General features: G+C 61.8%; 18 protein-coding genes. 4 read left to right on the top strand and 14 right to left on the bottom strand.

Annotated elements, in window-relative coordinates:
• Positions 1 to 89: 89 nt before the first annotated feature.
• Both lpxH and HU731_RS04645 read right to left on the bottom strand, forming a co-directional pair.
• Positions 90 to 839, bottom strand: a complete 750-nt coding sequence (lpxH, locus tag HU731_RS04650; protein ID WP_186609468.1) for a UDP-2,3-diacylglucosamine diphosphatase — start codon at positions 837 to 839, stop codon at positions 90 to 92.
• A complete protein-coding gene (locus HU731_RS04645; RefSeq protein WP_014718940.1) occupies positions 836 to 1,342 on the bottom strand; it encodes a peptidylprolyl isomerase in 507 nt (168 codons plus the stop codon). Before HU731_RS04645 ends, lpxH begins: the two co-directional genes overlap by 4 nt.
• A 237-nt stretch (positions 1,343 to 1,579) precedes the next feature.
• On the opposite strand from HU731_RS04645, the gene HU731_RS04640 reads away from it, so the two are divergent.
• Both HU731_RS04640 and cysS read left to right on the top strand, forming a co-directional pair.
• Positions 1,580 to 3,280 carry a glutamine--tRNA ligase/YqeY domain fusion protein gene (locus tag HU731_RS04640; RefSeq protein ID WP_186609463.1) on the top strand — a complete coding sequence of 567 codons (1,701 nt, stop codon included), beginning with the start codon at positions 1,580 to 1,582 and terminating at the stop codon, positions 3,278 to 3,280.
• 15 nt (positions 3,281 to 3,295) lie between these two features.
• Entirely contained in the window at positions 3,296 to 4,678 is a 1,383-nt protein-coding gene (gene cysS, locus HU731_RS04635) for a cysteine--tRNA ligase (RefSeq protein ID WP_003192173.1), read from the top strand.
• Between the two features lie 218 nt (positions 4,679 to 4,896).
• Here cysS and HU731_RS04630 read toward each other — a convergent pair whose 3' ends face one another.
• The 8 genes from HU731_RS04630 to HU731_RS04595 form a co-directional block, all read right to left on the bottom strand.
• Entirely contained in the window at positions 4,897 to 5,232 is a 336-nt protein-coding gene (locus HU731_RS04630) for a DUF6124 family protein (RefSeq protein WP_098950966.1), read from the bottom strand.
• Positions 5,233 to 6,300: 1,068 nt separating this feature from the next.
• On the bottom strand, positions 6,301 to 6,639 hold the full coding sequence (locus tag HU731_RS04625) for a Na+/H+ antiporter subunit G (RefSeq protein WP_186609550.1): 339 nt from the start codon (positions 6,637 to 6,639) through the stop codon (positions 6,301 to 6,303).
• The gene (locus tag HU731_RS04620; RefSeq protein WP_003192168.1) at positions 6,636 to 6,914 is read right to left on the bottom strand and encodes a K+/H+ antiporter subunit F; all 279 of its coding nucleotides are present in this window, start codon (positions 6,912 to 6,914) and stop codon (positions 6,636 to 6,638) included. Before HU731_RS04620 ends, HU731_RS04625 begins: the two co-directional genes overlap by 4 nt.
• Positions 6,911 to 7,399 (bottom strand): Na+/H+ antiporter subunit E, encoded by a 489-nt coding sequence (locus HU731_RS04615; RefSeq protein WP_014718934.1) that lies wholly within the window; start codon positions 7,397 to 7,399, stop codon positions 6,911 to 6,913. Before HU731_RS04615 ends, HU731_RS04620 begins: the two co-directional genes overlap by 4 nt.
• Positions 7,396 to 9,078, bottom strand: coding sequence for a monovalent cation/H+ antiporter subunit D (locus HU731_RS04610; RefSeq protein WP_161907437.1), 1,683 nt, complete (start codon positions 9,076 to 9,078; stop codon positions 7,396 to 7,398). Before HU731_RS04610 ends, HU731_RS04615 begins: the two co-directional genes overlap by 4 nt.
• Positions 9,075 to 9,419 carry a Na+/H+ antiporter subunit C gene (locus tag HU731_RS04605; RefSeq protein ID WP_003192163.1) on the bottom strand — a complete coding sequence of 115 codons (345 nt, stop codon included), beginning with the start codon at positions 9,417 to 9,419 and terminating at the stop codon, positions 9,075 to 9,077. The genes HU731_RS04610 and HU731_RS04605 overlap by 4 nt, the downstream gene beginning before the upstream one ends.
• On the bottom strand, positions 9,419 to 12,340 hold the full coding sequence (locus HU731_RS04600; RefSeq protein ID WP_186609548.1) for a monovalent cation/H+ antiporter subunit A: 2,922 nt from the start codon (positions 12,338 to 12,340) through the stop codon (positions 9,419 to 9,421). Before HU731_RS04600 ends, HU731_RS04605 begins: the two co-directional genes overlap by 1 nt.
• A gap of 715 nt (positions 12,341 to 13,055) precedes the next feature.
• Positions 13,056 to 13,994 (bottom strand): DMT family transporter, encoded by a 939-nt coding sequence (locus HU731_RS04595; protein WP_186609546.1) that lies wholly within the window; start codon positions 13,992 to 13,994, stop codon positions 13,056 to 13,058.
• A 92-nt stretch (positions 13,995 to 14,086) separates the two neighbouring features.
• Here HU731_RS04595 and HU731_RS04590 point away from each other — a divergent pair, with 92 nt between their 5' ends.
• Complete coding sequence (locus HU731_RS04590) at positions 14,087 to 14,650, top strand: type II toxin-antitoxin system RelB family anti-toxin (RefSeq protein WP_186609544.1); 564 nt, start codon at positions 14,087 to 14,089, stop codon at positions 14,648 to 14,650.
• A 472-nt stretch (positions 14,651 to 15,122) separates the two neighbouring features.
• Positions 15,123 to 16,520, top strand: coding sequence for an FAD/NAD(P)-binding protein (locus HU731_RS04585; protein WP_186609542.1), 1,398 nt, complete (start codon positions 15,123 to 15,125; stop codon positions 16,518 to 16,520).
• 144 nt (positions 16,521 to 16,664) lie between these two features.
• On the opposite strand, the gene HU731_RS04580 is transcribed toward HU731_RS04585, so the two are convergent.
• Genes HU731_RS04580 through HU731_RS04565 form a run of 4 tightly spaced genes read right to left on the bottom strand, consistent with a single transcriptional unit; the run spans position 16,665 to position 21,291 of the window.
• Complete coding sequence (locus HU731_RS04580) at positions 16,665 to 17,927, bottom strand: efflux RND transporter periplasmic adaptor subunit (RefSeq protein WP_186609540.1); 1,263 nt, start codon at positions 17,925 to 17,927, stop codon at positions 16,665 to 16,667.
• Positions 17,917 to 19,395: a TolC family protein gene (locus tag HU731_RS04575; protein ID WP_032896633.1), complete on the bottom strand. Its 1,479-nt coding sequence runs from the start codon at positions 19,393 to 19,395 to the stop codon at positions 17,917 to 17,919. The genes HU731_RS04580 and HU731_RS04575 overlap by 11 nt, the downstream gene beginning before the upstream one ends.
• Positions 19,388 to 20,587 carry an ABC transporter permease gene (locus tag HU731_RS04570; protein WP_186609538.1) on the bottom strand — a complete coding sequence of 400 codons (1,200 nt, stop codon included), beginning with the start codon at positions 20,585 to 20,587 and terminating at the stop codon, positions 19,388 to 19,390. Before HU731_RS04570 ends, HU731_RS04575 begins: the two co-directional genes overlap by 8 nt.
• On the bottom strand, positions 20,584 to 21,291 hold the full coding sequence (locus HU731_RS04565; protein ID WP_186609536.1) for an ABC transporter ATP-binding protein: 708 nt from the start codon (positions 21,289 to 21,291) through the stop codon (positions 20,584 to 20,586). The genes HU731_RS04570 and HU731_RS04565 overlap by 4 nt, the downstream gene beginning before the upstream one ends.
• Positions 21,292 to 21,384 lie beyond the last annotated feature (93 nt).

Here is a 21,384-nt window from a genome sequence, read left to right as displayed (position 1 = left end):
ATAGCATCACCTCGGTGCATCTGATACACCGAGGTGTCTGCATCGCAGGCAAGCCAGCTCCCACAGGTTGATCGGTGTTGTGTCGCAGGTTATGCGCCAGGCAATGCCAACTGCGGGTTGACGAAGTCAAACGCCGCCAGCTGAAACCCTTGCTCATCCACTTGCAACGCCCAGCCTTGCTTGTCCCAGTCCCCCAGCACAATGCGCTTGGCCGCCTGGTCGCCGATCTGCAACTTATGGATGGCGGGGCGGTGGGTGTGGCCGTGAACCAGGGTGCGCACGCCGAACTGCTGCATCACCCGGGGCACTTCTTGCGGCGTGACATCGACAATATCATTGGCCTTCATGCGCACCTGGGCGCTGCTCTCACTGCGCAACTTGCGCGCCAGTTTGTGGCGGGTGCCCAAGGGCAGGTGGCGCAGGATAAACAGCACAATCGGGTTACGCAGGATGCGCCGCAGCTTCATATAGCCGAGGTCGCGGGTGCAGAGGCTGTCGCCGTGCATCAACAGCACAGGCTCGCCATACAGTTGCACGACCGTCGGGTCCTTGAGCAAGGTGGCGCCTGCCGCTTTGCAGAACGCCTTGCCGATCAGGAAATCGCGGTTGCCGTGCATGATGAAAATCGGGGTGCCGCTGTCGCTCAGCTCGCGCAGAGCCGCGCAGATGGAACGCTGGAAGGAGGTCATGCCATCGTCGCCAATCCAGGCTTCAAAGAAGTCCCCCAGAATGTACAACGCCTGGGCGCCACGGGCGCGGCCGTGGAGCAGATCCAGAAACGCCCGGGTGATGTCCGGGCGTTCCTCTTCCAGATGCAAGTCTGAAATCAGCAATATCACGCTTCGATGATCTCGGCTTTCTCGACGATCACGTCTTCGGCTGGAACGTCTTGGTGACCGGCCTTGGAGGTGGTCGATACGCCTTTAATCTTGTCGACAACGTCGGTGCCTTGGGTGACTTTACCGAACACTGCGTAGCCCCAACCCTGCACGTTCTTGCCGCTGTGGTTCAGGAAGGCGTTGTCGGCGACGTTGATGAAGAACTGCGCGGAGGCCGAATGCGGCTCCATGGTACGGGCCATGGCGACGGTGTACTTGTCGTTGGAAAGGCCGTTGTCCGCTTCGTTCTGGATGCTTGGACGCTTGTCTTTCTTCTCTTTCATGCCAGGCTCGAAACCGCCGCCCTGGATCATGAAGTTGCCGATGACACGGTGGAAAACGGTGTTTTCGTAGTGGCCGGCTTTAACGTATTCGATGAAGTTGGCGACGGTGATCGGCGCTTTCTCGGCGTTCAGCTCGATGACGATGTCACCGTGGTTGGTGGTCAGTTTGACTTGAGTCATGTGCGCTACTCTTTTCAGGGAATTCGTGGGTGTGGGCGCCTGGGCACCTTACCTGTCTGGCTAAACGACGGCCAAGGCGCGCAGTTTAGCGTGCCCTGCGGGAATTTCGAGGTGGTTTTTTACCGCCCGGGCAATTAATTGGCCGCGCTCTGTATGTGTCTTGACTGCTTCGGCTATTATGAGCCCTTTGTTTTATCTGGCCCCACCTGGCCACGCACCTGTCTGTTCAAGGATCCTATGAGCAAGCCCACTGTCGACCCTACCTCGAATACCAAGGCCGGACCTGCCGTCCCGGTCAATTTCCTGCGCCCGATCATCCAGGCGGACCTGGATTCGGGCAAGCACACGCAGATCGTCACCCGTTTCCCACCTGAGCCCAACGGCTACCTGCACATCGGCCACGCCAAGTCGATCTGTGTGAACTTCGGCCTGGCCCAGGAGTTCGGTGGCGTCACGCACCTGCGTTTCGACGACACCAACCCGGCCAAGGAAGACCAGGAATACATCGACGCCATCGAAAGCGACATCAAGTGGCTGGGCTTCGAATGGTCCGGTGAAGTGCGCTATGCCTCCAAGTATTTCGACCAGTTGTTCGACTGGGCCGTCGAGCTGATCAAGGCCGGCAAGGCCTATGTGGACGACCTGACCCCGGAGCAAGCCAAGGAGTACCGTGGCACGCTGACCGAGCCGGGCAAGAACAGCCCGTTCCGCGACCGTTCGGTGGAAGAGAACCTGGACTGGTTCAACCGTATGCGCGCCGGTGAGTTCCCGGACGGCGCCCGCGTACTGCGCGCCAAGATCGACATGGCCTCGCCGAACATGAACCTGCGCGACCCGATCATGTACCGCATCCGCCATGCCCATCACCACCAGACCGGTGACAAATGGTGCATCTACCCCAACTACGACTTCACCCACGGTCAGTCGGACGCCATCGAAGGCATCACCCACTCCATCTGCACCCTGGAGTTCGAGAGCCATCGCCCGCTGTACGAGTGGTTCCTGGACAGCCTGCCGGTGCCGGCGCACCCGCGTCAGTACGAGTTCAGCCGCCTGAACCTGAACTACACCATCACCAGCAAGCGCAAGCTCAAGCAACTGGTCGATGAAAAACACGTACATGGCTGGGATGACCCGCGCATGTCCACCCTGTCGGGCTTCCGTCGCCGTGGCTACACCCCGGCGTCGATCCGCAACTTCTGCGACATGGTCGGCACCAACCGCTCCGACGGCGTGGTCGATTTCGGCATGCTCGAATTCAGCATCCGCCAGGACCTGGATGCCAACGCGCCGCGCGCCATGTGCGTGCTGCGCCCGTTGAAAGTCGTGATCACCAACTATCCGGAAGGCCAGGTCGAGAACCTCGAACTGCCGCGTCACCCGCAGAAAGAAGAGCTGGGCGTGCGCAAATTGCCGTTCGCCCGCGAAATCTACATCGACCGTGACGACTTCATGGAAGAGCCGCCAAAAGGCTACAAGCGCCTGGAGCCGAACGGCGAAGTGCGCCTGCGCGGCAGCTACGTGATCCGTGCCGACGAAGCGATCAGGGACGCCGATGGCAACATCGTCGAGCTGCGTTGCTCGTACGACCCGGACACCCTGGGCAAGAACCCTGAAGGTCGCAAGGTCAAGGGCGTGGTCCACTGGGTACCGGCCGCTGCCAGCATCGAGTGCGAAGTGCGCCTGTACGATCGTCTGTTCCGCTCGCCCAACCCTGAGAAGGCTGAAGACAGCGCCAGTTTCCTCGACAACATCAACCCTGACTCCCTGCAAGTACTCACTGGTTGTCGTGCCGAGCCATCGCTTGGCGACGCACAGCCGGAAGACCGTTTCCAGTTCGAGCGCGAAGGCTACTTCTGCGCGGATATCAAGGACTCGAAACCTGGTGCTCCGGTATTCAACCGTACCGTGACCTTGCGAGATTCGTGGGGCCAGTGATTTAAGGGAAACATCGTGCTAACGATCTACAACACGCTCAGCAAGACCAAAGAAGTCTTCAAGCCGCTGGATGGCAACAAGGTGCGCATGTACGTGTGCGGCATGACCGTGTACGACTACTGCCACATCGGCCACGGCCGCAGCATGGTTGCCTTCGACCTGGTGACCCGCTGGTTGCGTTTCAGCGGCTATGACTTGACGTACGTGCGCAACATCACCGACATCGACGACAAGATCATCAACCGTGCCAACGAGAACGGCGAGTCGTTCGACGCGCTGACCGAGCGCATGATCGCCGCCATGCACGAGGACGAGGCGCGCCTCAACATCCTCAAGCCGGACATGGAGCCGCGTGCCACGGACCACATCCCGGGCATGCACGCGATGATCCAGACCTTGATCGACAAGGGCTACGCCTACGCCCCGGGCAATGGCGACGTGTACTACCGCGTCGCCAAATTCATGGGCTACGGCAAGCTGTCGCGCAAGAAGATCGAAGACCTGCGCATCGGCGCGCGTATCGAAGTCGACGAAGCCAAGCAGGACCCGCTCGACTTCGTGCTGTGGAAAGCCACCAAGCCGGGCGAGCCGAGCTGGGAGTCGCCGTGGGGCGCTGGGCGTCCGGGCTGGCACATCGAATGCTCGGTGATGTCCACCTGCTGCTTGGGCGAGACCTTCGACATTCATGGCGGCGGCAGCGACCTGGAGTTTCCGCACCACGAAAACGAAATCGCCCAGAGCGAAGCCGCCACTGGCAAGACCTACGCCAACGCCTGGATGCACTGCGGCATGATCCGCATCAATGGCGAGAAGATGTCCAAGTCCTTGAACAACTTCTTCACCATCCGCGACGTGCTGGAAAAGTACCACCCGGAAGTGGTGCGCTACCTGCTGGTGTCCAGCCACTACCGCAGCGCCATCAACTACTCCGAAGACAACCTCAAGGACGCCAAGGGCGCCCTGGAGCGTTTCTACCACGCGTTGAAAGGCCTGCCCGCGGTTGCACCGGCTGGCGGCGAAGCCTTCGTGGCACGCTTCACCGAAGTGATGAACGACGACTTCGGCACCCCGGAAGCCTGCGCCGTACTGTTTGAAATGGTGCGCGAGATCAACCGCCTGCGCGAGACCGATATCGACGCAGCGGCGGGCCTGGCGGCACGTCTGAAAGAACTGGCCAGCGTGCTGGGCGTGTTGCAGATGGAGGCCGATGACTTCCTGCAAGCCGGCGCTGAAGGGCGTGTGGATGCGGCTGAGGTAGATGCACTGATCCAGGCACGTCTGGCGGCTCGCAGCAATAAAGACTGGGCGGAATCCGACCGTATCCGCGACCAACTGACCGCGATGGGTGTGGTGTTGGAAGACGGCAAGGGTGGGACGACGTGGCGGCTGGCTGACTGACCGTTGATAGCTGCACGCTGAATAAAAAACGCCCCGACTGGTTCGGGGCGTTTTTTTGCACACTGTTTAACGTTTCATTCGATCCACTGTGGGAGCTGGCTTGCCCGCGATGACGGAGTGTCAGTTACCGAAAATGTTGGCTCACCCGCTGCAATCGCAGGCAAGCCAGCTCCCAAATTTTTTACCGTGCCCACTTTGCGAACTCTTCGGTTTCAGATTTATGTGTGAGTTGGATGGTCTTTGAGGCTTAGTGTTTTATCCACCATTAACTGGATCCCCTCCAGCATCCGACAAATCCCCAGGGCGACGCTGCGAGGATTGCCGTCGATCTCAAAAGCCAAGTGGCTTGCCAGTGCATGAACCGACGCTAGATCCTCAGATGCGTTGACCAGCAGCGTCTCGACGTCTAGTCCTTCTCGCACGGTAAACAAGCCATGGCCCTCAGCAGGCGGCTCTGGTTTCTCAGACGGGTTCAGATAGTGGTTGATTGCTCGATGAGCAGCAGTGTGAAGCGTGATTGAATCTGAAGGCGGATTAGGACTGTCTTTAATCATGGCGAAGCTCCTAGAGTATTGGAGTCACCACCCCTCGCTGCGAAACGATATTGGGGTGGCAGCTGTACGCAGGTTCGCAGACCGGGACTCTAGGCTCCCGGCATACCCGAAGGTATCCCGCGCACAGCCGCCATAACATCAGGCATAAAAAAGCGCCCGCTATCTTGAGGTGGACGCTGTGCGTCTAGAGTTTAACCGAGCTGCGAAACCCGGTCGCTGAATTTGCAGCGACCGCCGAAGATTAGGCAGGCATCTTCCGAGGGGCAACCCTAAAACGCTGTCGGAAATTTCTGGCTGGGCGTCAATGCCTAGATGGATCAGGTGCCAGCTGAGGTAATGGTTACCACCAAGAACCGCTTTGCTGATCGACCGGGCGCTTCCCGGTGTGGCGCGTAGCGCGATGATGCTGAGCTGGCGCAATGGGCGGCGCGTATCCGCTCGATTGCCTGGCGCCAAACCAAATGTGGGAGCTGGCTTGCCTGCGATGGCCATAGGTATCTACACAACTCTGTGGGTTGTAACAGCAAACGGTAACCACGATGCGAAGCGAGCCGCTCTTGATCTTGATCTGCTTGTGATCTTGATCTCAGGCGCCCCGTTAAACCACGCTGGCCGGAATTCGACAGGGATTTGGGGGGTAAACCGGCAGGGATGCCGGTTTAGCCGCCCCGCGCCATGGATGGCGCGTGGCGGCGGCCCCCCAAATCACTGGCGGATTACGGGCACACCGAGCCTAGGCGAGGTGCCGAGTGGTGGGGCAAGAGCGTTTTGCTTACTTTTGCGCTTTTCAAAAGTGAGCCGCTGTCAGAGCGGAACCCTAGGTGGCCGTTACCTAAATAACGGATATGTACTCAGTCTGATCCTAAATCCCGGTAGGCTGTCAGGCCGTCTTCGCGAGCAAGCCCGCACACAGGTTGATCGCGGGGTGCCAGGTAGATGGGCGCCGGCTGTCAGGCCGTCACGGAAGCAAGCTCCCTCACCACAGGTTCAGCGTCGCACCAAAGTTGTGTAGATACCTATGGCTATCTCAAGCCAGCTCCCACATTTTTAATTCGTTCGTTTGATGAATCAGCGGCGGCTGCTGACTTCGGCGGGGACGTCATCGCCGGCCATGCGTTTGCGGAACAGGGCGGTTCGCGCCAACAGCAGTGTGGTGACCGGCACGGTGATCGCGAGCAAAATCGGAATCAACCAGCCATGCAGTACCGGCCCGGACTTGAGCACCGAAAAGTAGATGATCGACGCCAACGCCACACTCCACGCCCCCAACGTCGAGGCGAGTGCCGGCGGGTGCATGCGTTGGAAAAACGCCTTCATCCGCAGCAAGCCAATCGCGCCAATCAAGGCAAACAGGCTGCTGAGCAACAGCAACGCCGCCACGATAATTTCAACCCATAACGGCATCATTCAATCACCTCGCCACGCAGCAGGAATTTGGCTAGGGCGAACGAGCCGACGAAGCCGAACAGCGCGATCAGCAGCGCCGCTTCAAAGTAAGTGTCGCTGGCATAGCGGATACCCAGGGTGAGCATCATCAGCATCGCCAGGATGTACAGGTAGTCCAGCGCCAGTACCCGGTCCTGGGCCGAGGGGCCTTTGAACAGGCGCACCAGGGTCAGCACCATGGCCAGGGAGAACAGGAACAGGCTGAACAGGATCGCATTGGCGAGCAGGGCGCTCATTCGAAGATCTCCATCAGGGGCCGTTCGTAGGCGTGCTTGAATTGCTGGATAAACGAGGCCTCGTCATCCAAGTCGAAGACATGCAGCAGCAGGATGCTGCGGTCCAGGGCCAGTTCCGACCAGACGGTGCCGGGGGTCACGCTGGTGATCATCGCCAGCACAGCCAGGCCGTTGGCGTCGCGCAGGTCCAGGGGGATCTTGATAAAGCGCGAGCGCGGTGGGCGTGAGCCGCAGGTGAGTACGCCCCAGGCCACGTGCAGGTTGGAGATAATCACGTCGAGGCCGACCCGGAAGAACAGGCGGATGATCACCCCAGGGCGGCGGATGCGGATCGGCAGCGGGCGCAGCGGCGCCATCATCAGCGGCGCAAGAAAGCCCAACAGTGCGCCCAGCAGCAGGTTGCCGGGGCTGATCGACAAGTTCAGCACCAGCCACAATACCCACAACGCCAACGACAGCCAGGGAGCCGGGAACAGACGTTTCATGGCTGCACCTCCAGGGCGGCGGCCTTGGCTTCAGGGCTAGGCACTGGCCGGGTCGCGAGCACTGCCATCACGTAGTGTTCCGGGTTGTTCAGGCTTTCGGCGGTGGCCTGGGTGTAGCGCATCAGCGCCTCGGCCTTGAAGGTCAGCGCGATGCTCAACCCCAGCAGCAGGAAGATCGGCACACACTCGTAGCGGCGCAGCAGCGGTGATGGGCGTTCTTCCGGGGTCCAGAAGCGCTGGATGCCGAGGCGGGCGAAAGCGATGAGCGAGGCCAGGCCAGAGAGAATCAGCAGCGCCACCAGGCCCCAGGCCGCCGGGCGGATGGACTCGTCCACGGCGTTGCCCAGGCCCAGTGGGTTGATCAGCGCGCTCAACAGGCTGAGCTTGCCGATAAACCCGGACAGCGGCGGCATGCCGATAATCAGCAGCGCGCAGGCGATAAAGCTCAGGCCCAGGAAGGCCATGGTCCAAGGGATGACCTGGCCGATCACTGCTTTTTGCTCATCGTCCAGGTTCACGCCCGGGCGCGGATGCAGCGATTCCATGGCTTTGGGCAGCGCATCAATCTCCTCATCCAGCGGCAGGTCGTTGGCCGAACGCGAACGCTCGATCAACTCCGCCAGCAAAAACAGCGCACTCAGTGCCAGGGTGGAGCTGACCAGATAGAACAGCGCCCCAGCAGTCAGGCTCGGCTGGGCAAACCCGACCGCCGACAGCAGGATCCCCGCCGACACCAGGATACTCAGGCTGGCCATGCGCTCCAGGCGCTGCGCCGCCACCATCGCCAGTGCCGCGCAAATGATGGTTGCCATGCCGCCGTACACCAGCCAGTCACCGCCAAACAGCGCCGAGGCGCCGGCTTGGCCGGAGAACAGCAGGGTCCACAGGCGCAGCACGGTGTACACGCCGACCTTGGTCATGATCGCGAACATCGCCGCCACCGGCGCGCTGGCCGAGGAGTAGGCGGGCGCCAGCCAGAAGTTCAGCGGCCACATGCCGGCCTTGGCCAGGAACGCCGTCGCCAGGATCGCCGCACCGGCATGCAACAGGCCGCGATCGGCCTCTGGCACCAGCGGGATCTTCAATGCCAGGTCAGCGAAGTTCAGCGTACCGGTGACGCCGTAGATCATCGCCGCGCCAATCAGGAACAGCGACGACGCCAGCAGGTTGATCGCAATGTAATGCAGCCCCGACGACACCCGTGCACGGCCGGAACCGTGCAGCATCAGACCGTAGGAGGCGGCCAGCAGCACCTCGAAGAACACGAACAGGTTGAACAGGTCGGCGGTGAGGAAGGCGCCGTACAGCCCCATCAGTTGGATCTGGAACAGGGCATGGAAGCTGGTGCCCGCACGGTCCCAGCGCGCCATGGCGAACAGCAGCGCACTCACGCCGATCACCCCGGTAAGCACCAGCATCATCGCCGACAGCTGGTCCACCACCAGCACGATGCCGAACGGCACTTGCCAGTTGCCCGGCAGGTACACACCAATGGAGCCGGGGCCGCCTTGTTGCGTCCAGTACAACAGCAGCACGGCAACGCCCAGGCCGACGATGCTGGAGCACAGATTGATCTGGGCTTTGAGCGGGCGGCGTTTCTCGCCCAGCATCAGCATCAGCCCGGCGGTGAGCAGCGGCAGCAGGATCGGCGCGACAATCAGTTGATTCATCCACGTCATTCCTTGGGCTCCCGGCCGTCTACATGGTCAGTGCCGGTCAGGCCCCGGGATGCCAGCAGCACCACCAGGAACAACGCGGTCATGGCGAAGCTGATGACGATGGCCGTGAGCACCAGGGCCTGGGGCAGTGGGTCGGTGTAGTTGAGCAGGTCTTGGGGCACGCCGTCCTTGATGATCGGCTCCTTGCCGATAAACAGGCTGCCCATGCTGAAGATGAACAGGTTGACCCCGTAGGACAGCAGGCACAAACCCATGACCACCTGGAACGTCCGTGGCCGCAGGATCAACCAGACGCCGGAGGCCGCCAGGACCCCAATGGCTATTGCGATGACTTCTTCCATCAGGCGGCTCCTTCGGTTGCAGCAACCACTTTGGGCTGGTTGCTCGGTTTATGCGCGCGCACCGACTGGTGGCCGAGGGCGGTAAGCATCAACAGGGTCGAGCCCACGACCATGGCGTACACGCCGACGTCAAAGAACAGCGCACTGGCGATATGGATATCGCCCAGTAGCGGTAGGCTGAAATGCCAGGTATGAGTGGTGAGGAAGGGGTAGCCGGCGAACAGCGCACCCAGCCCGGTCAAGGTGGCCGACAGCAGGCCGAAGCCCATCCAGCGCATCGGCCGCAGGCTCATCTGCGCCTCGACCCACTGGGTACCGGCGACCATGTATTGCAGGATAAACGCCACCGACATCACCAGCCCGGCGACGAAACCACCACCCGGTTGATTGTGGCCGCGCATGAACAGATAGAACGACACCACCAGCGCAATCGGCAGCAGCAGGCGCACCAGCACCGCCGGCACCATCATGAAGCCCAGGGCGGTGTCGCTGGCCTGGCGCGGGTTGACCAGGTCGGTCGCCACGTCCGGCGCCAGTTGGCGTTGTTGGGGCGGCAACTCCATGCTTTCCTTGGACGGGCGGAAGCGGCGTAGCAGGGCGTACACGGTCAAGGCCACGGCGCCCAGTACGGTGATTTCGCCCAGGGTGTCGAAGCCCCGGAAGTCCACCAGCATCACATTCACCACATTGCTGCCGCCGCCTTCGGGCAGGGCACGGCTTAGGTAGAACGAGGAGATATCGTTGGGCGTCTGGCGGGTCAGCATCGCGTAGGACAGCAGCGCCATGCCGCCGCCCACCACAGTGGAGAGTAGCAAGTCACGCAGGCGACGGATACGCGCCTTGCGCAGCGAGCTGGGCAGGGGCGAGACCTCTTCGATCCGCCTTGGCAGCCAGCGCAGGCCCAGCAGGATCAGCACGGTGGTGACCACTTCCACCACCAGTTGGGTGAGGGCCAGGTCCGGCGCCGAGAACCATACGAAGGTGACGCAGGTCATCAGGCCGCACACGCTGACCATGGTCAGGGCCGCCAGCCGGTGATACTTGGCTTGCCAGGCGGCACCCAGTGCGCAGGCAATCGCCAGCAACCACAGGGTGACGAAGACGATGGAGCCCGGGATTTTCGGGCGGTCGCCCCAACTGAGGCCACTGTTGATCATCGGGATCATCGCGCCGATCACCGCCAGCAGCACCAACAGGAACAACTGGGTTTGCAGACGCTTGGTGCTGATGCGTTTCTCGATGCGGCGCACGCCGCGCATCATCACCACCAGACAGCGCTCGAAACCGCGCTTGCCGTTGAAATAGCCGATCAGCGGTGGGTATTCGAAGCGGCCACGCTTGAGTTGCTTGCGCAGCATCAGGTACAGCACCACGCCGCCGGTCATCGCCACCAGGCTCATGATCATCGGCGCGTTCCAGCCGTGCCAGATCGCCAGGCTATATTCGGGCAAGGTACCGCCCACCACCGGCAGGGCGGCAGCGGCGAGGATCGAACCGACCACCTGGGCCGGGAAAATCCCCACCAGCAGGCAGGTGAACACCAGCAGCTCGACCGGTGCGCGCATCCAGCGCGGCGGCTCGTGGGGCGTGTGCGGCAAGTCGGTGGCGGGCGGGCCGAAGAACACATCCACGGTAAAGCGCAGGGCATAGGCCACGCTGAACGTACCGGCGATGGTCGCGATCACCGGCAGCGCGATTTCCACCCATTGGGTCGAGGAGATAAACACGGTTTCGGCGAAGAACATCTCTTTGGACAGGAAGCCATTGAGCAACGGCACCCCGGCCATGGACGCACTGGCGACCATCGCCAGGGTCGCGGTAAACGGGATCAGGCGCACCAGCCCGCTGAGCTTGCGGATATCCCGCGTGCCGCTTTCGTGGTCGATGATGCCCGCCGCCATGAACAGCGAAGCCTTGAACGTGGCGTGGTTAAGAATGTGGAAGACGGCGGCAACAGCGGCCAGCGGGCTGTTAAGGCCCAGCAGCAGGGTGATCAGCCCGAGGTGGCTGATGGTGGAATAGGCCAGCAGGCCCTTGAGATCGTTTTGAAACATGGCGCAGTAAGCGCCGAGGAGGAGAGTGAGGGCGCCGGCACCGCCGACGATCCAGAACCATTCTTCGCTGCCGGACAGCGATGGCCACAGGCGGGCCAGCAGGAACACGCCGGCCTTCACCATCGTCGCCGAGTGCAGGTAGGCCGAAACCGGTGTCGGTGCCGCCATGGCGTGGGGCAGCCAGAAATGAAAGGGGAACTGCGCGCTCTTGCTCAAGGCCCCGACCAGCACCAGGGCGAGCATGACCGGGTACAGCGAATGCGCGCGAATCTGATCGCCCGCCGCCAGCACCTGGTCCAGGTCATAGCTGCCGACGATATGCCCCAGCAGCATTACACCCGCCAACAGGCACAAGCCACCTGCGCCGGTGACCATCAGCGCCATGTACGCACCACGGCGCGCATCGGCACGGTGGTGCCAATAGCCGATCAGCAGGAACGAGAACAGGCTGGTCAGTTCCCAGAAGAATACGATCTGGATCAGGTTGCCGGAGATCACCAGGCCAAGCATGGCGCCCATGAACGCCAGGAAAAACGCAAAGAAACGCGGCACCGGGTCGTCCGGTGACATGTAGTAGCGCGCATACAGCGACACCAGCGTGCCGATGCCCAGCACCAGCATCGAGAACAGCCAGGCGAACCCATCCATGCGCAACACGAAGTTCAGCCCAAGGCTGGGCAACCACATGAGTTCTTCGCGGATCACGCCACCGTGGGCGATCTGGGGATAGAGCAGGGCGACTTGAATAGTACCGACCAATGCCACAAGGCCGGCCAACAGGGATTCGGTGTTACGTGCGTTATGCGGCAGCAAGGCCGCCAGACAGCTGCCGATAAAAGGCAGAAGCAGTAGAACTATCAGGGACATAGGCTTCTAATCTGCGGGAGTTTGGGATGCATCATACGTGCCGCTTTCACGATCACCAAACGCCAAGATGTGGCAGGATCCTACAAGGTAAGCTGAAATTTCCCATTTGGCACTGTTTGAACCGGCCCTTGAATTAAAATGCCGACCTCTGTGGGAGCCGTTATCTGCAGCGACGCCGTACCTGTGGCGAGGGAGCTTGCTCCCGTGACGGCCTGCCAGTCGACGCTTGTCTCCCTGAAACCCCACGATCCAATTGTGGGAGCTGGCTTGCCTGCGATGGCGGCCTATCAGCCGACACTTCTCTACCTGACACCCCACAATCCAACTGTGGGAGCGGGCTTGCTCGCGAAGGCGTCCTTGCAGTCAACACAGTTGGATTGTGTACATATCCATTGCTGCGGTAACGGCCACCTAGGGTTCCGCTCTGACAGCGGCTCACTTTTGAACAGCGCAAAAGTAAGCAAAACGCTCTTGCCCCACCACTCGGCACCTCGCTTGGGCTCGGTGTGCCCGTAATCCGCCCGTGATTTGGGGGGCCGCCGCCGCGCGCCATCCATGGCGCGGGGCGGCTAAACCGGCATCCCTGCCGGTTTACCCCCCAAATCCCTGTCGAATTCCGGCCAGCGTGGTTTGACGGGGCGCCTGAGATCAAAAGCAGGTCAAGAGCAAGAGCAAGAGCGGCTCGCTTCGCATCGTGGTTACTGTTGATCGTGGGCTACCCCTGCCGCTCCTGCTCCAACGCCTCTGCCAACTCAACGGCCTTCTGCCCCTTGGTCTTCAACTCGCTCACAATCACCGCCACCACAATCAACACAGCCCCCAACATAGCAATCGGTGGGAACCGCTCCCCGGCGATTCGCCCCACAACGCCGGCCCACACCGGCTCACCAGCATAAATCAACGTCGCTCGCGTTGGCGAGACACTCTGCTGTGCCCAGTTCATCGCCACCTGGATCACCGCACTGGTCAAGCCCAGGCCCACGGCACTGAACAGCAGCAGCCAGGAAAAGCCCGGCAACGCCTCGCCCATCGGCACCACCATCATGAAGGACAGCACCGAAGCGGTGGCCAGTTGCACCACGGTCACCCGGCGAATATCCACCTGGCCGGCAAATGCGCTGATCAAGATGATCTCGGCCGCTATAGCCACGGCACCGATCAGCGTGGCGATTTCACCTGGGCTGAAGTTCAGTGAAGCCCCCGCCGGGCCGGTCAACAGCATCAACCCGGCAAACGCCAGCATGATGCCGATGCTCGGCATCAACCCCGGGCGACGGCCCAGCACCAGCCACTGCAACAGCGGCACGAACGGCACATACAACGCGGTGATAAACGCCGACTGGCTGCTCAAGATGGTTTGCAGGCCGATGGTCTGCAAGCCGTAGCCGAACATGATCGCCACCCCGATAAACACCCCGGCCTTCAATTCGAACAGGGTCAGGTCGCGCAGGGTGCGCAAGGAAAAGAACCCCACCACGATCGTCGCCGCCGCGAAGCGCAGGCCGACAAAAAACATCGGCCCGCTGACGGTCATGGCGTGCTGCACCAGCAAAAAGGTGCCGCCCCAGATCATCGTGATCACCACCAGGATGCATTCGGCTTTACTGAAACGGTTGAAACGCGACGGGGAGTTCGGGGAGTTCGGGGCGGTCATGGCGGCTCGGTCTTGCAAGGGGAAAGCACGGACCGCACAATGCGCCGCACGCTGGGCAGTATACTGCGCACACCCACCTATTGAGCAATATAGTGCACAAAGAAAATCCGCAACGGGCTTCGGTCCTGCAGCACGTCAGCCAGAACGTTCGTCGCCTGCGCCATGCCGCCGACCTGAGCCAGACCGCGCTCTCGGAAAAATCCGGTGTCAGCCGGCGCATGTTGGTGGCGATTGAGGCGGGGGAGAAGAACGTCAGCCTGTCGACCCTGGACCGTGTCGCCGAAGCGTTGGACGTGGCGTTCAGTGACCTGATTCAGGCGCCGGATGTGCGCGATCATAGCCGTATCAATGAGTTGGCTTGGGCGGGCGACATTGCTGGCAGTAAGGCGGTGTTGCTGGCCAAGGCCACGGCACGGCGTGAGGTCGAGTTGTGGGAGTGGCGTCTTGAGCCCGGTGATCGTTATTGCCCGGACCCTGACCTGGAAGGGTGGAGCGAACAGCTGTTTGTATTCGAGGGTAGCCTGACACTGGTAATAGGTGATCAGGAAAATGTCATCGAGGCTGGAGAGTTCTTTATGTTCGCCAGCCACCAGCCCCATGCTTATCGCAATGATGGGAATGCTGCGGTGCGGTTTGTTCGAAATGTGGTGATTTGAGCGCAAATGGTTTTCATGGGCACCTTTTTTCAGAGGTGCCCATGGCCTTATCTCTTGCTAATCATGTGATGAAGGCGTCAGGAATTTTTAGAACTTACCATTTCCAATGCGGTGGGGGTTTTCCGTCGCGCCCTCCCAACCACCCACCCTCTTCCTCTCTCGGGGAGATAAAGTCTCTGTCGTGCGGTGGTTTCGCCGCGGGCGGTTTCTCGTGTTCCGCTTGATTGCCCGGTGCTGACGGTGTATCGGCCTGTGGGAAAAAAGCGGGCGGGATACCGGTCGGGATAGTTGTCATTTTCAACACCTGTTCAGAAATGGAATAGTTGTTTGAGCGAAAAGAACGCTCGACGTTTATTGGTAGTCATCACCTATGCGGTTCCGTCCGGCCCACGATGCAGATGCAACCGAATGTTTCTGCAGGGCGCGTTACTGGCATCACAGGTATTTGGCTAAATTTTAGGGGCGAACCTGCATGAGCGACTCCACCCGCAACGCTGACGTACTCATTATCGGCGGTGGCCTGAGCGGCACGATGCTGGCCGTGCAACTGCTGCGCCTGCCAGGCACGCGGCGCATCCTGATAGTCGAACCGCGTGCCGAGCTGGGGCGCGGCGAAGCCTACAGCGCAGTCGAATTGGGCCACACGTTGAATGGCAATGCCGCACGCATGAGCGTTGACCCGGACAATGCTGACGACCTCACCCAGTGGCTCACCGATCACATCAACGCCGGGGGATGGCCCGAGTCGTATCAACAGCACGTGCCCATCAGCGAACTGTTCCCGCCGCGCGGGATTTTTGGCCTGTACGCCCAGCAGCGCCTGGCACAGGCCAAGGCGCTGTCCACCTCGACCGTCGAGCACATCCGCGCCGAAGTGGTAGACCTGCAAGTCGACGCCACCTCGACATTGTTGACCCTCGATAATGGCGAGCAACTGCGGGGCGCCTGTGCGGTAATGGCCACCGGCATGTTCCCGGCGGCGCGTACCCCGCAAACCGAGTCCACAGGTTTGAACGCCGCTGCGCTGGATCCTTGGGACGTGCACGCAATGACCCAATTGGACCCCCAATCGACGGTGCTGATCATCGGCTCCGGCCTGACCATGGTCGATGCCGTGGTCTCCCTGGAGCAGGCCGGGCATCGCGGGCCTATCGATGTTTTTTCGCGCCACGGCTTGTTGCCCCATGTACGCCGGCAACCGCCGAGCTGGAACGACTTCCTCGCCGCTGACCACCGCCTGAGCAGCCCCCGACAATTGCTGCGTGAGGTGCGACGCCAGTGCCAGCTCGCGCTGGAGCAAGGCATCGACTGGCAGGCACCGCTGGACACGGTGCGCGTGCATATAGCACGCCTGTGGAGCCAGGCCACTGAGGCTCAGAAACGCCAGTTCGTGCGGCATGTGCGGCCCTGGTGGGAAAGCCACCATCACCGTTCGCCCCCCTTGAGCGCGCAGTTGGTGGCGTGGTTGCACCAGCAAGGGCGGTTGCGGATTCACGCGGCGTCGTTCAAGGGCTTGGTGCCATCGCAAGAGGGGGTTGCCATTGCACTGCGCTACCGTGGTGAAGAGATGATTAATCAGGTTGTGGGCGCCGCGCTGATCAATTCCAGCGGCATTGAATACGACTGGCGGCGGGTGGCCCGGCCGTTACCGCAGCAACTGCTCAAGCGTGGGTTGGTCCAGCCTGGGCCGTTGGCGCTGGGGATTGCGGCGGATGCAACGGGGGCGGTGGTGGATGCTCGCGGCCAGGTCAGCCCGCGACTGTTCGCCATGGGGCCGCCGTTACGGGGGATGTGGTGGGAGAGCACGGCGGTGACCGATGTGGCGCTGCAGGCCAAGGCACTGGCCGCCAGGATTACGACGGCTATCTAACGGATGCCACAGGGCCAGATGTAGGAGCTGGCTTGCCTGCGAAGAGCCTGAGGGCACCGCGTTTGTTCAGGAAGCACGCGTTATCGTTGACGTTTTTCGCGAGCTAGCTCGCTCCTACAGTTAGGGCATACCCGGGATCGAGTGTCAGTGACTGACTTCCCCGACCCTCACAAACCCCGCCTCTAGCCCAAACACCTCAACCCCCTGGGGCGTCGATTGCCCAGTGGTTACTTTTACCCGCTGCACCGGCTGATCCATCGCCGCCCGATACGCCACGCTCATGTCCGCCTGGATCGCCTGGCTGGGAATCACGATCGCCTGGTCATTGTTGTAGGTGACGATCGTCAACCGCGCACTCATGCCCAGGCGTACCCGCTGCAACTGCTGTGGCGTCAGCCTGGGGATCGACAAGGTCACCGGAAACTGCGCGCTGCCCTGGCTGTCGCTGGCGATGGCCAAGCCGCTGACCACGCTGACCGAACCCGTCAGCCGTTCGCCATCAAAGCCATCACCCATCACTTCCACGGCTTGGCCCTGACGCAACTGGTTGATATCCAGCTCTGAGACCTTGGCGACGATTTTCAACTGTTCGATATTGGCCAGGCCGAACAGCACCTGGCCCTGGCTGACCTTGCTGCCGGCCTGCACCGGCGCGCTGTTATTACCGCCACCTTGAGCCGTATTGGTGCTGCCGGGTGCCGGTACCACGATGCCGGAGAAGGGCGCCTTGACCTCCTTGCCTTCGAGCAGTGTTTGCAAGGCTTCGTACTTCACCGTGGCATTGGTCAGTTCCATCTCGGCGATCTGCCGGTATTCGCCCTGGCCTTGGTCCAGGGCTTGTTGCAGTTCACTGCGCGCCGCCGCCAGGTCCAGTTGCTGCTGCTGAGTCTGCTGCTTGAGGTCATCCAGTTCGTTGCGCGGGATGATGCCGCGCTTGAACAGGTTTTCGCTTTCGGTGAGTTTGCGTTGGGTGTTGCCCGCGGTCATTTCAGCGGTGCGTAAACTGCGACGGGCACGGCTGACGGTGGGGCTGCTGCCCCAGTCCTGCATTTCCTGCACGGTGCGCCGGGCCTTGAGTTGCGCGGAGAGGGCGTCGCGCAGTTGTACTTCAAGCGTCGCTGGGTCCATGCGTAACAGGACCTGGCCGGCTTCGACGCGCTGGCCTTGTTCGACCAGGTTGGCCAGCACATTACCGTCGAACGGTGCCGTCAGGGTGACGGTGGTCTGCGGCTCGATCTTGCCCACCAGGCCGATCTGGTGCACCAGCGGGTCGGGCTTCACGGCCAGCCACTGCTCGGCCGTGTTCGCCGGCTCGGTGCCGCTGCGTTGGCTCAGCAGGCTGACTGCCGCGCCGCCCAGCAACAGGATCAAGGCAACGGCCATCAGCAATTTTTTATTAGTAGTCATTGAGGGCGATTTCCCAACTTTCCAGCGTCATGCCCAGGGTCAGATCGAGCTGGGTCTGGGCGTTCAAATAAGCGATCAGCGCATTGAGCTGGGCATTTTCGGCGTTGCGCAGGTCGGTTTCGAAGCTCAGCACCTGGAAGTTGGTGGAGCGCCCGGCGCTGAGTTTTTCCCGCTCGATCTCGATCTTGCGCCGCGACAACTCCACGGCGCGCTTGGAGATTTCATATTGGCGCCAGCGGGTGCCGAGGTCACGCACCACGTTGTTGACGTTGCGCTCCAGTTCCTGGCGAGCGTCGGTGATGCGGATTTCCTGATCCTCCACATTTACCCGCGCACGCACTTCGGCCTGGCGCGTGCTGATATCGCCAATGGGGATCTGCACTTGCACCCCGGCGTAACTGTCCCAGGTGCGGTTATTGTTATGGCCGTCGTCGTTATCGGTAGCGGCGCGTATCTGGTTGGCGCCGGCCACCAGGTCCACCTGCCAGCGCCCGGAATCCTTGGCGATCACCAGGTTAAGATCGGCCTGCTGGCTGCCGAGCAGGGCGGCGAGGTATTCCGGTTGCTGGTTTTGCGCGAGGTTGAAGGCCTGGCGTTTGTCGATCTCCATGGGGCTGGCTTCCAGGGCCTCGGTGGCGCGCACCGGTGTCGACAGGTCCAGGGCCAGCAGGCGCAGCAACGCCAGGCGGCTGGTGTCGAGTTGGTTGCGGGCTTCTTCCACGCCCAATTGCTGGGTGGCGATATCGGCTTCGGTCTGCACGATCTCGAACTCGGCCATGCGCCCGGCGCTGATCAGCGCCTTGTTCACCTCCAGCAAGGTCGTGGAGCGCTTGAGGGCTTCCTGCACGATCACCAGTTGTTCCTGGGCGCGCAGCAACTCGCGGTAGGTGGCGATGATCTGGCTGATGGTCTGCGCCACGGTGGCCTTGAGGTTCAGGCGGTTGGCCTGCTCGGCCAGGCGCGACAGGCGCAGCGGTGCGGTGGTGGCATCCCAGCCGGCCCCGCGCATCAGCGGTTGGATGATCGCCAGGTCCAGGCCATCGCTGCGGTAGCGGCCGGCGCGGTTGGCGTTGTTTAGCTGCTGGGTCCAGGCCATGCTCAAGCGCGTGCCGTATTCACCCAGCAGGCTGCTGCTGGGCGCGACGTTGGCGTTGCGCGCATTGTCTTGGGAACCGCGGGTGCTGCGGTAATAGCTGTTGAGGGTGAGCTTGGGGTTGAACACGTCTTCGGCCACGCGCAGGTCGAACTTCTGCGCCACCCGCTGCAGGTAGGCGCTACGAATCGCCGGGTTATTGCGCAGGCCCAGGTACACCGCGTCGCCCAGGGTCATGGTGGTGGCCTGGGCATTCAGCGAGACGCTACGCTCGTAGCCGCTGCGGGTGGTGCTGGGTGCCTGAGGGTTGATGACCACGTCGGCGGCCATGCCCGGCAGGCTGATCAGCATGAGCAGTGGCAGGTACTTATTCATCGCGCAGGGCCTCGACCGGCTGCAAGCGTGAGGCCGACACCGCCGGGTAAATGCCAAAGAACAAACCCACCAGCAACGTACTGCCAACGCCCAGGGGCAGGGCAGCCACTGCCAAGGCAAAGGCCCAGCCCGACAGCCACGCATACAGCCAAGCAGCGGTCATACCTAGCACCGCGCCGCACAGCGCACCCACGGCGGTGAGGGTGACCGCTTCGAGCAAAAACAGGTTGCGGATGTCTCGCTGGCGCGCGCCCAAGGCCATGCGGATGCCGATCTCACGGCGGCGTTCCGAGACGTTCATCAGCATCACGTTCATCACCCCGACACCGCCGCCCACCAGGGAGATCGCGCCGAGGGCCAGCAGCAGGTAGGCGAAGGTGCGGCTTTGGCGAGTCATGCCATCGATCATTTGCTGGGGCACCGTGATGTCGACGTCATGGTCGATGAGCTGGGGCTGCAACGCGGCGGTGACGTCCCTGGCGATACGTTCCATGTCTTGCCCAGGCGTTGCGCGAATGATCAGGTTGTTGATCTGCGGGGTGGCGTAGATGCGGCGCATGCCTTCGGCGGGAATAAACAGCGATTCGTTGGCTTGCACCGGCATCAGCATGGCCCGGGGCTGGTTGTGCAGGATGCCCACCACTAGAAACAGGTAGTCGTTGATACGCACACGGTCGCCCAGTTGCAGCGGGTCGCCCGGCGTGCCGAGGGCCTGGGCGAGTTGGTCGCCGATCACCCCGTAGGTTTCGTTGGCATCGAAGGGTGACAGGAAGCGCCCCTCACGCAGCGCCAGGCGCATGGCGTGCTGGATACCGGCAGTACTGCCGACAAAGCTGGCATTGGTGGTGCGCCCATGAAACACGATGGGCCCGCTGAACAGGCTGAGCGCGCCGATATGGGCAATGCCCGGCACTGCCTGGCGCACCGCGTCGAGGTCCAGCTGTGTGCGCATCGGCACGTTGCTGCTGCCCTTGGGCGGGAACTGGGCGATGAGGGTGTCGGTGCCCATGTCCTTGAAGATCATCGCGGCATCCACCGCCGCGTTGTGGCCGATATTGATCAACGCCACCACGGAGGAGCTGCCGATGACGATCCCCAAGAGCGCCAGGATCGAACGCTTGCCCAGGGTACGCAGGCTGATAAAGGCTTCATGCAGCAACTGGCTGAGGCTCTGCTCGACCCGCAGGCTCATGGGCGCCCGGCCTCATGCACCACGCCGTTGCGCACCAGGATCTTGCGCTCCAGGCGCTCGGCAATGTGCGGATCGTGGGTGACGATGATCAGCGTCACCTGTTGTTCACGGTTGAGGTTCAACAGCAGGTCCATGATCTCCTGGGCGGTGGTGCTGTCGAGGTTGCCGGTGGGTTCGTCGGCCAGAATTACCGAGGGGTTGCCGACCAAAGCGCGAGCAATGGCCACGCGCTGGCGCTGGCCGCCGGAGAGGTCGGCAGGGCGGTGATGGGCGCGTTCGCCGAGGCCGACCTGTGCGAGCATGCGCTGGGCGTGTTCCACCGATTCATGCCGCGACACGCCGCGATAACTCAAGGGCAGCGCGACGTTGTCCAGGGCACTCAGGCGGGGCAGCAGGTTGAAGCTCTGGAATACGAAGCCGATCTGCTGGTTGCGGATCGCCGCCAGCTCATCGGGGGTGGCGTTGAAGATATCGTGGCCGGCAAAGTGGTATTGGCCGCAGTTGGGCAGGTCTAGCAGGCCGAGGATGTTGAGCAGGGTGCTTTTGCCGGAGCCAGAGGCCCCGAGAATGCCGCAGCTGTCACCGCTGGCGATGGACAGGCACACATCATTGAGAATGCTCAATTCTTGCCCGGCGAGCTGATAGCGCTTGCCGATGCCTTGCAGGGAAATCAAACCTGGGTGCGCGGGGGTCTGTGTCATCATGACTACGCCTGCAGTCTCGACGGTACCGCCTTGCCCCCGGAAAACCTTTGTAACAAGTTCGGAAGCTGCCTGTACGCGTCACGGACTGGTTTT

The sequence above is a fragment of the Pseudomonas salmasensis genome (genome assembly GCF_014268375.2).
GTDB classification, from domain to species: Bacteria; Pseudomonadota; Gammaproteobacteria; order Pseudomonadales; family Pseudomonadaceae; genus Aquipseudomonas; species Aquipseudomonas salmasensis.
The sequence above is the reverse complement of the archived record's forward strand: the minus strand, read 5'-3'. Positions and strand labels throughout refer to the sequence as shown.